This window comes from Candidatus Amarobacter glycogenicus (assembly GCF_016704105.1).
GTDB lineage: Bacteria > Chloroflexota > Dehalococcoidia > Tepidiformales > Tepidiformaceae > Amarobacter > Amarobacter glycogenicus.
Genome location: NZ_JADJAT010000010.1, coordinates 1 through 14,305 on the forward strand (window position 1 = coordinate 1; position 14,305 = coordinate 14,305).

The window sequence follows — 14,305 nt, forward strand, 5'->3', positions numbered from 1 at the left end:
AGACGATCAGCTACGCGATCCCCACGTTCGACCTGAACGGAAACACCTTTGTACACTTCGTATCACGAGAGGCATGTAGGGTTTTATCCGGCGACGAGCGGGCTCGAGGAACCCAAGAAAGACCTCAAGCCCTTGCAAGAGCGGGAAGGGTTCGGTGCAGTTCCCCTAGTCAGCCATTGCTCACGATCTGATTCACCGGATCGTCGAATTTAGGGTCGAACAGAACACCGGCAATGCCTCGAAAATAGCGACTACGTGCTGGACGGATGCCGGAGGCCTATCGCCATGATCCCCGATTTTCGCTGGTTTGCCCACTATGAACCGGACGTCGCCCACAGCGTCGACGTCCCCGACACCACCGTGCATCAGGTGCTGCTGGACGCGGCCGCGCGCTTTCCTGACCACACGGCGCTGCGCATGGTGCTGCGCTACCTGCCGCTGGGACTTCGGGTGCAGGCAAAGCTGAGCTACGCCGAGCTCAACCGGCTGAGCGATCGCTTCGCCGCGGCCCTGGCGCAACTGGGCGTGGCCAAGGGCGACCGTGTCTCGCTGATGCTGCCCAACATCCCGCAGTTGGTGATCGCCTACTTCGGCGTGCTCAAGGCCGGCGCCATCGTGGTCAACACCAACCCCACCTACCCCGCCCACGAGCTGGCGCCGCTGCTGCGCAGCGCCGGGGCCGAGACCATCGTCACGCTCAGCGGCCTCTACGAGCGCGTGCTGGAGATCCAGCCCAACACCGCGCTCAAGACCGTCATCCTGGCCGACATCCCCGACAGCATCGGCCAGCCCTTCCACAGCAGCGTGGCCAAACAGGTACGCGCGAGCGGCTTGATGAAGGACGTAACGCTGCGCGCCGGCGCCCATTTTATGAGCGATCTGCTGGCCGCGGCCCCGGCCGCAGCCCCCGTCGTGCCCATCGACCCGGCCAACGATACGGCCGTGTTTCAGTTCACCGGCGGCACCTCCGGCCTACCCAAGGCTGCCGAGCTGACCCATCGCAACCTGGTGGCCAACATCGCCCAGATCAATGCCTGGGTGCCCTCGTTCAAGCCAGGCGGTGAAAAATTGCTCTTGGCCCTGCCGGCCTTCCACGTCTACGGCATGACCGTGGGCATGCTGACCTGCCTGAAGCTGGGCGGCGAGCTGCTGCTGGCGCCCGACCCCCGCAACACGCTGCACCTGATGGAGATCATCGCGCACGAGAAGGTCAGCGTCTATCCAGGCGTGCCGACCATGTACATCGCCATCCTCAACCATCCCCGGGTGGCTGAGCACGACCTGCACAGCATCCGGGTCTGCCTGAGCGGCGGCGCTCCGCTGCCGGCCGAAGTGGCGCAGAAGTTCGAGGAAGTGACGGGCGGCAAGCTGGTGGAAGGCTACGGCATGTCCGAATCTTCGCCGCTCACTGCCGGCAATCCTGTGTTTGGCCAGACCAAAATCGGCTCGGTCGGCATGCCGTTTCCCAGCACCGAACTGGCTCTCATCGCCTTGGAGTCGGACGAACAGGGCGAGGCCAAGTTCCTGGATGTCGAGGAGGCCGGCGAGCTGGTGGCGCGCGGGCCCCAGGTCATGAAGGGCTACTACAACAACCCGGAGGAAACTGCGAATGCCATCGACGCGGACGGCTGGCTGCACACCGGCGACATCGCCGTCATGGACACCGACGGCTACTTCTCGATCGTGGACCGGAAAAAGGACCTGATCATCGCCAGCGGCTTCAACATCGTGCCGCGCGAGGTTGAAGAGGTCCTGTTCACGCACCCCAAGGTACTGGAGGCCGCGGTGGTGGGCGTGCCTGACGCCAAACGGGGCGAGACGGTCAAAGCCTTCGTCGTGCTCAAGGAAGGTCAGCGCGCCACGGTCGAGGAGCTGCGCGACTTCTGCAAAGAGCGCCTGGCCCCTTATAAAGTGCCCACCCTGGTCGAGTTTCGCACAGAGTTGCCCAAGAGCCAGGTCGGCAAGACACTGCGCCGCATCCTTGTAGAAGAGGAAAGCGCAAGGCGGCGAGCTATGAGCATTGCCCTGATAGCCTCTTTTTCGGGACTCGCTCCTGTTTCTGCTCAGCCGACCCAGGCTCTGATTGAAGACTGGCGCGCGACGAACTTCAATGACGCTTCAAGCATGATGGACACGGATCAGAGCGATAACGTGTATGTTGTGGGCGACACCGCAACCTCCAGGAACCTGATCATCAAGAAATTCGATGGCGCCGGAACCCTGCTGTGGCAAACCCCGTATGACGCCGTAGACGCACTCAGCGGGGTGTGGATCGCCGTTGATGGCAATGGCAGCGCTGTTGTCCAGGCGAATACTTCGACGGTTATTCCTCCTATTCGAATATCGCCACGATCATCACCTCCGGCGGTATCTGCCCTGACTTCAATCACAACGGCGTGGTGGACGTTGCTGACCTGAGCGCGATCGCGAGCCTCGGGCCAGCCCGCCCCGCGGACTATGATCTCAACGGGGACGGCTTGGTTACGATTGCCGACATCCAAATGGTGGCGGCGCTTGGGGCACGAGCCGTCCATGAATGCTGAATGAGGTAACGCTTGTGTGTAGAAATATCAAGACCTCTTCAACTTCGAACCGCCCGTGACGGACGCAGAGATCGCGGCCGCCGTACAATTTGTGAGAAAAGTGAGCGGCTTCGCCAAGCCATCGAAAACCAACGAAGCTGCATTCCTTGCCGCCGTCGAAGAGATTGCAGCAGTTTCCAGAATCTTCGGCCGCGCCGAGACGAACGCGCCACCGAAGAACCGGGCGGAGGATGCTGCCAGGGCACGCACGCCACGCAGAGGTTTCCCAGGTAAAGGGTACTTGCCATTCGTGAGAGGCCCGAAACCATGAAATGGCTTGCTTGTTCTGATTGGGACAATAGCGGCTGCTGGAATGATTTGCCAGGGAGGAATGATAAGCCATGAAAGCGGCACCTGCAGGTCACGTGGTCTTGGACCGGATGACCCCGCTGAGTTCGAAGCCTTTTACAGCCGGCGATTGCCGAGTATGCCGCGGACAAAATCGCCGCCGGCAATTGGTCGGAGGCGGAGGCTTTGTCACATGCACAGCGCGATTTCGCTGATCTGTTGCCGCAGGGTGTTGTCACGCCCGACCAACACCTGTTCACGATTCGGGATGCGGCCAGCGCGCGGCCGTGGGTGATCTGGCTGGCCGTGATACCGCACTTTGCGCGGCCAAGCGTGCTCATCTATGATCTGCGCACTTCGACGCCTTCCAGCGCCGGGCTATGGCATGCAGGCCATGCTGGCCGTGGAGCACGAGGCGCAGGCGTTGGGCATGGATCGCATTGGACTGTACGTATTTGACATAACCCGCTGCGCAAGCACTCCCCCCTCGCCAGGGATACACCATCACCAACGTCAACATGGTCAAGCACCTGGCGCCTTGAGCAGCACATGCTGAGCCTGTGGAGAACGGTTTCAGGTCGGGCTGGCCGCAACCTTGCACTGATGTCCGGAATTCTGCGCCCAATGTGAAAGGCAGGCACTCCTGACGGCGGGCAATGACGTTGCGTGCTGATCGGCCACCTACGGAAACTGCCGGTGGTGAGGAGCATCCCATGGCGGGATGATATCGGTGGCGCCAAGCCGCAGAGCGATGACGTTATCTTGTCAGACCCCGTGGCATAAGGTATACTGCCTGCGAGTCAAGTAGTGGCTTTGGTTTGGAGAGAAGCATGATGACGATTACGGCGAACGCTACGCAGCAGAATGGGCGCGCTATACGATTATCAGACAGACTTGGGGCCACTCATCAGCGAAAAGTCACGTCAGTGTGTTTGATGTGATGGATGCCTACGATGCCGGTGATTCTGTCTATGAAATTGATCTGACATTCAACCTCTCGCCCTTAGGTTGAAACAGCACTGACTACATTGCGGAGCATCGAGCGCGTTAGAGCCGCAGTTGGCGGAGGTCAAGCGACAGTTGGCCGACCGAGAAGCGTTCTATCGTCGCCAAGCGGCAGAGATCGCACTGCGTATTGCCGCCCCGCCCATGACGCCCTGTTGAGAGGCCCTGCTCGTTGCGAGAACGTACTGAAGACAAGTACCAGGCAGATACCCATGCAGATCGTCCTGAGCGATCATAATTGCGAAGGCCAGGCGCAGCGATCTTCCGAACTCTGGACACTCGTGGCTATCTCAAGCTGATTCCCATGGAATTGCGCTTGTTTGTTGATGCTGGCTTATCCGTCAGCGCTGGAGATGCCACAGTGTGGGCATCGTCAGGACTGCGGCTTTTTTGCTTACCGGAAACCGCAACACCAGCGATGGTGAACAGCCGCTTGAAAGCACGATACGGCGCTTTGACCACGTCGAACAGTCTTCCAGCCGTGACCATCAGCACCTACGTCGTGCTCGCAGATCCGGCATATTGCGAGGATTGTGCTCTCAGACCAGCTGAAGTTGTGCTAGACCTCGAAAAATTATCGAGGGGTGCATCGCTTGTATCTCCCAGGCTGAATCGGCACACACTGACCATCGAGCGACAGGGCTTGTCAGCGCTCCAGACGGTGCAGCCCGCCGATTCCCGCCTCGCGCGCACGCACGCACAATGGCCTGGGCACGGTCGGTCACCTGCAGCTTGCTGAAGATGTTGCTGACGTGGTTGCGTACGGTCTTGGGGCTGAGCACCAGCCGGCGGGCGATCTCTTCATTCAGGCCAACTGGCGACGCAGCCGTCGGTACTCGGCGACCAGCGTGCTGTCGTCGAGTGCTTGCTCGAACAGGTGCAGCCAGTTTTCCACATAACGATCGTCCAGGCGGTTGCCTTGCCGCTTGATGATCCCTCAACATCCACACGATCTTTGGTGCGCAGAGACACCATCTTGTAGACGATCACGTCCTCCGGGCTGCGGCCACGCGCACGACCAGGCCAGGCTTCACCCCATCACGCGGCGCGGCCGATAGCCGTTTCGTCGAACGTCGTCTCAGCGAGCATCACGTCAACGCGTGCCCGGCGGGATCTGGAAGAAAGCGATGCCGTGGCGCCGAAAGGCCCCGTCGGGATCGGCGTGCAACGGTGTGAAGTCTGACACCAACTCCAGAATGCGGGCCCGTTCGTCGCGCCGAGCTAACACCTGAGGTCAGCATCGCGCGTCAAACGCGGTTCACCCCAGGCGCTCGCACAGCCAGCCCACCGATCACGACCGAGGGCACACCTGCCTCTTCCAGACGCTGTTGCAGATCGGCGACTGAGCGAATGAGGTTTTCCATGCTAGCTCCAATATGGTGGTTGCCAGTGAGGGCTGTCAGTCTGGCCTGTAACTGAATCATGGCCTGGATGCGCGGTTGACGGAAGGTCTCCTCGGTCGCTTGCAGTTGCGGCTCAAACTCGCGCTGCAACGCCAGAAACTGTTGAATGCCCTTGTTCGATCGTCAGTTGGCGCAGCAACCGGAGTTTCCAGGACTTCAATCTCCGCCCAGTTTCCTGTTGATGTTGGCTCAACCGCCATAAAGCCTCGAAGTTTCCTGGATAGCACGCCAGTCCTCCTCGGAGACGAGTATGGCATTGGCGCGCTTGCCAGTTATCAGCACCGATTCGTGTGATTCAGCCACTCGATCCAGCAGTCGAAAGAGTTGAGCACGCGCTTCTGTCACGGTGACGGTGGTCATGCAGTGGTCCTCCGATGATGACGATTGCCGCAAGAGTACGTGATTCCGTAGACTTTGTCAATTCGTCGCCGTGAACCCTGTGACCGGCAGCCGTGCGCTCACGCGGGTGCCGCCCTCAGCCCGGCGCTCGATGTAGCACGCGCCGCCAAGTTCATCAGCCGATAGCGCAGCATGGAAAAGTCAATCGTCAGCGGAATCAGCTCTACTCAGGTGGTTGCACCTACCTGCAGAATATCTGCGGGAGTGAAGAAGTAGTAGCCTGGCTCTTGCCCAGCCGTCTGACGCACCTGGCCGAACTCACGTGCAAAGAGCGCATAGTGCACGTCCCAGCCCGTGTCGCCGCCCAACCAGCGGTTGCCCCGGTCAATCAGCGTCTCCAGAACAGCTTCCGTCAGCGGCTCACGCGTCCACTTGGCCTCACCGAAGAGCACCTCCGGCGCTCTGCTCGATTGACGCCTACCACGTCAATCTGCGCATCGCCGCTCCACCAGGAGCCGATTCCTCGAAGTGAAAGGGATCGTGCGCCGGCCGACGCAGTGAGAAGGTTATCGCCGCCGCCTCCCAGACGGGCGCGACGATGCGCGGCAGCGCCTGGCGATCTGATCGGCACACACGTTCTGGCGGCGCCCTGCGCCAGGTAATCCTCGTTGGGCAGCACCCACTGGTGCCAGAAGCGGAAGAAAGGATCGCGCAGATGATAGGCGCCCTGTGCCGATCAGCCTGGCGGATGCGCTCGACGGCCCTGCGGTACCAGGATGCCCACCCGACCAGGGCGGCCAGGCGATGATCGGTTGTTCGTACGGATAGCCCGGCCACACGCGCAACGTCGGCGCGACGATGGGCGCCACCGGCGATGGCGCGCAGGATCGCCAGACTGTCCTCGATGTCGCCGCGTAGTTCCTCGTGCAATTGGAGTCGCACCTCGGCAAACAGGCTGCCTTGGGGCGCGAGGATGTGGCGTTTGATGTTACCAGAGGCCGATCTGCGCATCAACCGAAATGAGGTAATACGGCATACCTCCCAGTACGGCGTACGTCTCGATCGCCTGCTCGGCTGTGTATTGCGGGAAGAAGGCTGGCATGTCAGGCAGCGTGAGCGGCTTTAGCTCGAAGGGCCAGGTGTGCCGCCGATAGAGCGGCGCTGCTGGATCGAGCACCTGCTGCCGGATCACGCTCTGAACGGAGCCGCTGAGTACCAGGAAAAGCTGTGAATGTTGCAGGTGCATGTCCCACTCACGCTGAATGAGCGCGGGAAGTTCCGATCTGCCTCGACCAGGTAGGGGAACTCATCCAGCACCACGATCAATCGGTGCTCCGCGCCAGCCGGCGATCGCACCGCGCGGCGGCGCCCCATGATGGATAGGTGAATCCAGCCGGCGGCGCCGCTTGTGCGGAAGGTGTAGATGACCTCGCGAGAACTCGCCCAAGAGGGTGGTCTGTCTGCGCGACGGGCAAAGAAATAGATACAGGGCTTTCCTTCTGACCATTCGAAGAGGAGGGCGCTCTTGCCTACACGCCGACGCCCATACAAAACAACGATCTCGGAGCGGCCAGCGCCATAGCGGTCATTCAGGTAGCCCAACTCACGTGTGCGATTGAGGAACATCGTGTCGCCTCCTGAACCCATTATACGCCCGATGACGACCCTGAGCAAACAAAGATTACCATTCTGAATGGTAATCTTCCAAATTACCTTTGAAAAGGGTAATCTTTCAACAATCGTTTCGTCTCTGCCAGTTGGTCATTCTTCTCACCCATGCGCGATCTTGTGGACGATGGTCGAGAAATCGCCGGCCGTGGGCATGACGAACAGGCAGCGACCGTTACTGCGTGACTCCCACACCGCGCCGATGGCTCGCTTTTCCTCGGCGTCGGTTGTCGTATAGCGGTCTTTGCCCTTGTACTCCACCACGAGCAAGCGTCCGTCTCGGAGTTGGCAGACGAAATCGGGGTAAAACCAGTCGGTCGCGGTTTGCAGCCGGAAGGATGTCGCCTTGAGCGCGAGGTTGCGCACCCAAAACGTCACTTCTGGTAAATCCTCGATGAATTGTGCGCAGCGGAACTCCTCGGTGAGCTTGCCGTCAGGTTAGCTGCGCAATTCGCCCGGCTTGGGGCCGAAGTAGTGCTTTGGGAAACCGAAAGGCGCCCTCGTAGAGCCAGCTTGGTTCATAACCCATATCCTGAAGTTGATCGCGACCATCGCTGACCGCCAGCACCGACTGCGGCAGGAGAAAGGCCTGGAAACGCGGCCCGGCGCTCGGCCCGGCGATGCTCGTCAATCCGCTTCTCCACTTCCTCACGCAGCCGGAAGCGGTCCAGGGCGAGGGTGCTGACATCGGTGATTTCGCAAGCGGGCCATAAGGCCGCGCACCACCTTGCGCAGGTACGCGGCCGATTCGCCCAGGGAATATCGTAGCGCTCAAGATGGCGGTCGAGCCAGGCCACCAGGCCTCCAACGACCAATCGCCGGCGCTGCCGAGGTCGAGCACCTGTTGGGGCAGCGTGGCGATGAAATCGGCGCGCATTTCTTTTGCAGCGGTGAGGCAAACTACTTCACCCTGGCGCCGATGTCGAGCACGCCCGCCTTGCCTATTGGCCGGTGCCGCGGATGGTAGTCGTCGGCCAGCGTGGCATCCTTGGGTGCTCAGCTTCCACGGATGTTCGAGCAGGAAGGTGCTCTCGAACTCGAACATCTCGCCGTTCTCCTGCACGCACAGCCGCGGCACGCGGAAATCAAGCCCGCGCGCGTAAGGCGAAAAGGCGCGGGGCTTTCCGCTGCCGCCAAACGCCATCTCGGTTGCGCGCACCAGGTTGACGATCGCGACCACGCGCGCCTTCGCCGCGGGGGTCTTGACGCAACTGGTGAGCAGCTCGGTTTCGTCGCTGTCGAGCGGCGCCAGGACGGTGATCTCGCCCTGCGCAACGTCAATCTGAACCTTACGGCCCAGCGCGATGACCTGCACCTGGGCCACTGCGGCGTCAATCTCCCGGACGGGATCGAAGTGCGTTCGCGGTTGCAGGCCGAAGGGCAGGATGCCCTGGGCCGGATGACGATACGGTCTGCTTCGGCGCCGGTGAAGCCGTGGCTTTCAACGCCTCGCGTGCCTTCATTCAACACTTCAGGCAGCGACTCGGACACGGAGAACGCGCACGCGCAGTTGAGATCGGGGTGCCGCTTCGCCTGGGCGTTCGGGAGGCGCAGGATGCGGCCGACGATCTGCTCGATGGCCGTGGCGGAGCGCGCCGCCCTGAGGCTGCACAACACGTAGGCAAACGGGCAGTCCCATCCTCGCGCAGTTTTTCGACGGTGATGATAAAGCGCACCGGGCAGGACGGCGACGCGATGTCCTTCACGTCCTTCAGCTCGTCGAGACGGCCCACGGAAATCTTCACCTGGTCCGCGCTGATGCTGGGGTGCTGGCGCACCAGCCGGTCGCGCAGCGGCGCGCACGCGTCGACGCGCTCGGCTTGCAGCAGCAGGATGGGGCGCAGGTATTCGCCGGTCTGCTGTGCTTCGGCCCGGGCCAGCTTTTCGAGATCGGCGCGCAGGGTGATCGCTTCGCCCGAGCAGTTGGTCAGCCTGGCCGGGGATGCCGGGTGATGACGCGCAGTGGCAGCTTGATCATGTCCGCGGCCTTGAGCTCGGCCGCGGAGACGTGGTGGAGCACGTTGGAGGGATGCCTGGCCCGCGCGGGGGTGGCGGTGAACTCGACGATGCAGGAAGGCTTCACCGCGCCCAGGGTGGCGAAGGAGAGGTCCGTGCGCGCGTTGTGCGCTTCGTCCACGATGACGATGGGCCGGCGCAGGCGCAGCATGTTGACCAGCGATGGTTTGGGCTTGCCGTCCGCACCGGGCAGCAGGTCGGCCAGGCGGTCGGCGGGCAGGTTCAGCAGGTGTTCGGCGAATGTGCCGTTCTGGTCGTAGACCTTGCGGCCGGTGGTGTCCTCCACGCGGAAGGACTGGATGGTGGCGACGATGACGACGGTCTGGCCGTCCACGGTCGCGCGCGAGAGGCGCAGCGCCTCCTCGATGGCCATCACCTCCACCGCGCCGCACGCGAGCTCCAGGGCGCGGCGGTACGGGTGCCGCGGGTCGCGCAGCGCGTCCACGGTCTGGTCGAGGATGGTGTTGCTGGGCACCAGCCAGAGCACCACCGCCCGCTCGGCGCGCAGCAGGTCGGTCATGGCCAGGCCTGCGGCATGGCAGGCCAGCAGCGTCTTGCCGCCGCCCGTGGGCACGCGCAGGCAGACGTAGGGCATGCCGGCCGCCAAGCCCGCGGCCGAAACCGGGAGATAGGGTACGGGCACCTGTCCGTTGCGCAGTTGGATGGCGGCGAACGCGGCCTCGGGCCGGCCCTCCCGCGCACATTGGCGGAAGAACGCACGCAGCGAGTCGAGCACGCGCGCCTGGTAGTCTTTGAGTGTGATCATGCGACTTTGATCTCGTAGGGGGTCTGGCGGATGACGATGCGCTCGGCCTGCAGCCGGTCGCGGCCCAGCCGGTGGCCTGCGCAGTAGATCACCTTTTGCCCATCGAAGGCCGGCAGCCCGGCCAGCACCGCGCGCGTGAGGACGTTGCCGCCATCTTCGCGGCGGTCGCCGAGGATGCCGTTGTAGAGCAGATAGACGCCGACCCCGCGGCAGGCGCCCACGAACGGCGTGTCGAGCGCGGCGTCGCTGGGGAGCGGCTCGCCGGTCTCGGTGAAATAGACGTGCCTGGCCAGCTCCTCGAAGGTTACGGTCTCGCGTATCTTACCGTCCGCGTCGAACAGCGGCTCGCCGAGCGTGCAGTAGCGGAAGCCGCCGCCGAGGCTGGCAATGAGCTCACCTTTGGCGTTTGTGTAGCCCTCGACCACACGGCGGACACGTTTCGCCGTAACATCCCGGGAGATCGTAGCCTCGATCTCCACGAGGATAAATCGGCGGGGGTCCTGCTCGGGAGCGGCATGATTGAGCTTCAAGGCTGCGTGGCCAGTGGTACCTGAGCCGGCGAACGAGTCGAGCACGAGATCACCAGGATTACTGGCAATCTGCAGGATACGTTCGATTAATCGGGTGGGCTTGGGGGTGATGAACACCGATTCCGAGTCGGCGAAATCCATGATCTGGACCAGTTCCTTCTTGGCTTCCTGACGTATGCCCGACCTGGTTTAGAACCACATGGTCTGTGGTGACGCCTTTTTGGACACTCAGATAGAAACCGCTTGAACGGGGATCGATTGCCCCCTTTTCCCCCACCAGATTCGATTGCTGCCGCTTCGAACCCTCGAGAATTTCTCCATTGAGATTGTCCAGTATCGACCGGCCGGAGGTCCGTAATCACTCTGCCCGATGGGCATGTGACGGAATAGGTTCCGGCCTGTAGATTACGTGCAGACAGATCGCTGGATTTCCAGGCCCCGCGGGTCGCCGTCGGGGTTCTTGTAAGGGGAATCTTGCACTGTCGTTGCGAGGTACCAGTTGGGACGCCACACCACCCATTCCTGGCATAGACGACGAAGTAATCATGACCCTCGGAGAAGTGTCGTGCGGAGTTTTTTGGTCGAATAGACTTTCTGCCAGAGTAACGGTGATGAAATTGTGCTGGCCGAAAATCTCATCCATCACGTAGCGGAGCGCCTGGACTTCGTTGTCGTCAATGCTGATGAAGATCGCCCCATCTTCGCGCAGAAACTGGCGCAGCAGCGCGAGCCGCGGGTACATCAGGCACAGCCAGCGGTCGTGCCGGTCGAGGGTCTCGCCCTCCTTGCCCACCACCTTGCCCAGCCACGCGCGGATCAGCGGGCTGTTGACGTTGTCGTTGTAGACCCAACCCTCGTTGCCGGTGTTGTACGGCGGGTCAATGTAGATGCACTTCACCTGGCCCGCGTAGGTGGGGAGCAGCGCCTTGAGCGCGACCAGGTTGTCGCCCTCCACGATGAGGTTGCCGCTGCCCGGGGCGCCGCAGGCTAGCTCAGGCACGTCAGCCAGCAGGTGGAAGGGGACTTGCAGGTGGTGGTTGACCACCGCGTCTTTGCCGATCCAGTTGAGGGTGGGCATGGGTTTTTAGTTCCGTTTTGGGGTGGTGGGAAGCCGGCAGGCTCCTGGTCTTTGCGTTACCAAACCAACTGTTGCGCGAAAAGTTTAGCACACGGCACAGGCAGAGGCAAACTGTGCGCCCGCGCGCCTCCTTCACCGCACACTGCGCTCCATGGCTTGAACTGCGGTGGTCAGCTCGGTCAGGAACGCGCGGTGCCGGGGGAAGCGGGTGCGGGTTTCGTTCACCAGTCCGCTGGCGGCCGCCCTGTCTCCGCGCAGCTGCAGCACTTCCGCACACGCGACCGTCAGGATGGCCGCTTTGTCGTAGCTTTTGCGATGCTGGCCGCCGACGATCGCTTGCGTCCGCTTCTGCGCCACTTCCAGGCACCAGGCCAGCAGCGTTGCTTGTTGGTGATACGCCAAGGAAACACGGGCAAACGATTGCGTGTAGGCACGCTCAAGGCGTTTGGGCAGCGGGTCTCCCTGCGTTCCCAAGACCGTCAGTGTGGCGAGGTAGGACTGTTGCAGCCCTTCCTGCCAGAGTTTCGCCAGGTTCGGGGGCAGCGCGTCGGGCAGCTTGCCTGTGAGCAGCGCCAGGAGGCACGGCACGACCGCCCCCTGCGGATTACTGCTGCTCCACCCCAGCACCTGTAGACTATCCGCCAGCCGTTGCGCGGCGCCGAAATCCTCGGCCAACAGCGCGGCGTGCGCGAGGGTGATCGGGTTCACCCAAACCGGCCGCTCCAAATCGTCACCGCCAGCAAAGGCAACATCCTGGTTGGCGGGCGGATGCGCCAGGCGATCTTGCGCGTGGGGCAAGGCCCGACGCATCTCGGCGCTTTGTTCCGGGCCGGCCGGCGCAGCCTCCCACAGATCGAGCAGGCGCGGGAGGGTCGGCTTGACGAGAAACGCTGCCCAGCGTCCGTCGCGGACGATCTGAGTCTCGCCCAAGCGGGCCGCGGCCGCGCACAGGTGATCGGCCACGGCCGCGCGGATGGGGAGGCCATCCGGCAGCAGGGTCAGGGCCTCCTGGGCGGCGACGAGAAGCTCGCGATCCTTTCCTTCGCCCGCCAGCGCGGCAAACCAGTCCAGGCCGCAGGGCGGCCGTCCCCCTCAGCGTGCCAATGCCTCAAGTCCCGGCGTGCCATGCGCCAGGCGCACCGCCTCCCGCAACCAGGCATCCGCGTCGCCGTCGCTCTGCGTGCGCAGGAATGTGATCCAGTCGGCCAGGAACTGCTCCTGGTCGGGCAGCGGACGCGGTGAGATCTGGAGCAGGCTTGCCAGCGTGGGGCGCGGCAGATACAGCGAGGAATTCGCGCGCCGCATCAGCGAGCTGAGGGCCTGCGGCCGGTTCGCAAGCGGTTCAGTCTCGTAGATCGCGCGCAGATGCCGGGCGCTGGCCTCGCGCATATCCACACCGATCAAGTCGGGTGCACTGATGCCGCGGCCATAATCGTCTTCGGAGTTGAACGCCTCGGAAAGCGCCTCATACGCGTCGCGCGCCAGCGGCAGATTGCCGGTGTCGAACGCGGCCGCGGCCCGATCGAACAAAGTGACCAGCGGCGCCACGAATTCCGCGTAAGGCCCCAAGCTGTCCTCGTCATCGGTCTCGTTCCAGTCGTCTCGCTCGTTCCAGGCGCCTCCCCCTTTTTCGATGGTAGCCTGGAGATCGCTGAGGAAATCATCAATATCGGAGAGCAACGCATCTTGCTCGATTTCCTGCTGGAGGGCGATCACCTCCCCGACCGGTTCGAGCTGCGCCAGAAAGGCATGTCGTCCGGCCGGCGGCGTCCCCTGGGCCATGGCTCGGAGGATGGCGCGCAGCTCGTCGGCCGCGCAGGCCGTCAGACGTTGTTCTACGATGTCCCAGAACGCTTTCAGTGAGATATTTTCTGCAAGTGACATGAGAGAAACCTCCACAATGTATTATCCAAGGTGTTTGGATCACGAAGGCGTTTGGATCACGAAGCCACGAAGGTTCGCGAAGGACACGAAGCGCGAGGCGTTTGGATCACGAAGTCACGAAGGTTCGCGAAGGGCACGAAGCGCGAAGGCGTTTGGAGCACGAAGCCACGAAGGTTCGCGAAGGACACGAAGCGCGAAGGCATTCGCCGCGGCGCGTCCCTTCGCGTCCTTCGTGCCACTTCGCGCCTTCGTGATCCAAACGTTCGCGCCTTCGCGATCCAAACGCCACCCCCCTACGGATGCGGCCCATACAACGCGGGGCCGGTCGGCGTCCACACAAAGCGATCCTTGCCCAACGGCACCTGGCCGAAGTTCGCCAACAGGCACACGCGGAAGTTGCCCTTGCGCAAATAAAGCTGGCACTGCTCGACATCTTCAGGACGCATCGCCTTCGCCGCCTTGGTCTCCAAGATCACGGTATGGGTGTCGTCCCAGATCACAAAATCCACGCGCCGCCGCGTCACTTCGATGCCGTCATAGGAGATCGGGATTTCGGCCTCGCGCATGTATTCCAGCCCCAGTTTGCGCAATTCGATCTCCAGGGCACGCTGGTAGTCCACTTCCATGCAGTGGGGACCGAGCTGTCGCTGGACAGCGATGCACGCGCCGAAAACTTTGTAGGACAAAGGTTCGAATTGGTAGCCCATAGATCACCTCCGAAAGATTGGATTGCGAAGTCACGATAG

At 62.4% G+C, this 14,305-nt stretch carries 13 protein-coding genes and 4 pseudogenes; 2 read left to right on the forward strand and 15 right to left on the reverse strand.

Translation table 11 applies throughout. The features are described 5' to 3' along the window. The first annotated feature begins 285 nt into the window (after positions 1-285). Together IPG14_RS10620 and IPG14_RS10625 are read left to right on the forward strand one after the other, a co-directional pair. Positions 286-2,418, forward strand: a complete 2,133-nt coding sequence (locus tag IPG14_RS10620) for an AMP-binding protein (protein WP_343391794.1) — start codon at positions 286-288, stop codon at positions 2,416-2,418. Positions 2,419-2,557: 139 nt separating this feature from the next. Then, positions 2,558-2,853: pseudogene (locus IPG14_RS10625) on the forward strand (DUF2277 domain-containing protein). A gap of 1,307 nt (positions 2,854-4,160) precedes the next feature. Here the strand turns inward: IPG14_RS10625 and IPG14_RS10630 are convergent. The 15 genes and pseudogenes from IPG14_RS10630 to IPG14_RS10700 all read right to left on the reverse strand — a co-directional run bounded on the left by IPG14_RS10630 (position 4,161) and on the right by IPG14_RS10700 (position 14,266). After that, positions 4,161-4,364 (reverse strand): hypothetical protein, encoded by a 204-nt coding sequence (locus tag IPG14_RS10630; RefSeq protein WP_343391795.1) that lies wholly within the window; start codon positions 4,362-4,364, stop codon positions 4,161-4,163. Positions 4,365-4,414: 50 nt separating this feature from the next. Beyond that, positions 4,415-4,672: pseudogene (locus tag IPG14_RS10635) on the reverse strand (LuxR C-terminal-related transcriptional regulator); the annotation flags it as partial. An 816-nt stretch (positions 4,673-5,488) separates the two neighbouring features. Then, positions 5,489-5,638 (reverse strand): annotated as a pseudogene (locus tag IPG14_RS10640) (type II toxin-antitoxin system Phd/YefM family antitoxin); the annotation flags it as partial. Between the two features lie 206 nt (positions 5,639-5,844). Beyond that, a complete protein-coding gene (locus IPG14_RS10645; protein ID WP_343391796.1) occupies positions 5,845-6,069 on the reverse strand; it encodes a hypothetical protein in 225 nt (74 codons plus the stop codon). A gap of 536 nt (positions 6,070-6,605) precedes the next feature. Further along, a complete protein-coding gene (locus tag IPG14_RS10650; protein WP_343391797.1) occupies positions 6,606-6,809 on the reverse strand; it encodes a hypothetical protein in 204 nt (67 codons plus the stop codon). Next, positions 6,806-7,243 (reverse strand): ATP-binding protein, encoded by a 438-nt coding sequence (locus IPG14_RS10655; RefSeq protein WP_343391798.1) that lies wholly within the window; start codon positions 7,241-7,243, stop codon positions 6,806-6,808. The genes IPG14_RS10650 and IPG14_RS10655 overlap by 4 nt, the downstream gene beginning before the upstream one ends. 144 nt (positions 7,244-7,387) lie before the next feature. After that, entirely contained in the window at positions 7,388-7,663 is a 276-nt protein-coding gene (locus IPG14_RS10660; RefSeq protein ID WP_343391799.1) for a hypothetical protein, read from the reverse strand. 55 nt (positions 7,664-7,718) lie between these two features. Next, positions 7,719-8,609 (reverse strand): hypothetical protein, encoded by an 891-nt coding sequence (locus IPG14_RS10665; protein WP_343391800.1) that lies wholly within the window; start codon positions 8,607-8,609, stop codon positions 7,719-7,721. 603 nt (positions 8,610-9,212) lie between these two features. Continuing rightward, a complete protein-coding gene (locus IPG14_RS10670) occupies positions 9,213-10,067 on the reverse strand; it encodes a DEAD/DEAH box helicase family protein (protein WP_343391801.1) in 855 nt (284 codons plus the stop codon). After that, complete coding sequence (locus IPG14_RS10675) at positions 10,064-10,738, reverse strand: site-specific DNA-methyltransferase (protein WP_343391802.1); 675 nt, start codon at positions 10,736-10,738, stop codon at positions 10,064-10,066. Before IPG14_RS10675 ends, IPG14_RS10670 begins: the two co-directional genes overlap by 4 nt. Positions 10,739-11,207: 469 nt before the next feature. After that, positions 11,208-11,675, reverse strand: a pseudogene (locus IPG14_RS10680) (site-specific DNA-methyltransferase); the annotation flags it as partial. Between the two features lie 132 nt (positions 11,676-11,807). Beyond that, positions 11,808-12,638 (reverse strand): hypothetical protein, encoded by an 831-nt coding sequence (locus IPG14_RS10685; RefSeq protein WP_343391803.1) that lies wholly within the window; start codon positions 12,636-12,638, stop codon positions 11,808-11,810. Positions 12,639-12,767: 129 nt separating this feature from the next. Further along, positions 12,768-13,559 carry a hypothetical protein gene (locus IPG14_RS10690; protein WP_343391804.1) on the reverse strand — a complete coding sequence of 264 codons (792 nt, stop codon included), beginning with the start codon at positions 13,557-13,559 and terminating at the stop codon, positions 12,768-12,770. Between the two features lie 114 nt (positions 13,560-13,673). After that, entirely contained in the window at positions 13,674-13,841 is a 168-nt protein-coding gene (locus IPG14_RS10695; protein ID WP_343391805.1) for a hypothetical protein, read from the reverse strand. Positions 13,842-13,852: 11 nt separating this feature from the next. After that, on the reverse strand, positions 13,853-14,266 hold the full coding sequence (locus IPG14_RS10700) for a GxxExxY protein (RefSeq protein ID WP_343391806.1): 414 nt from the start codon (positions 14,264-14,266) through the stop codon (positions 13,853-13,855). Between the last annotated feature and the right edge of the window lie 39 nt (positions 14,267-14,305).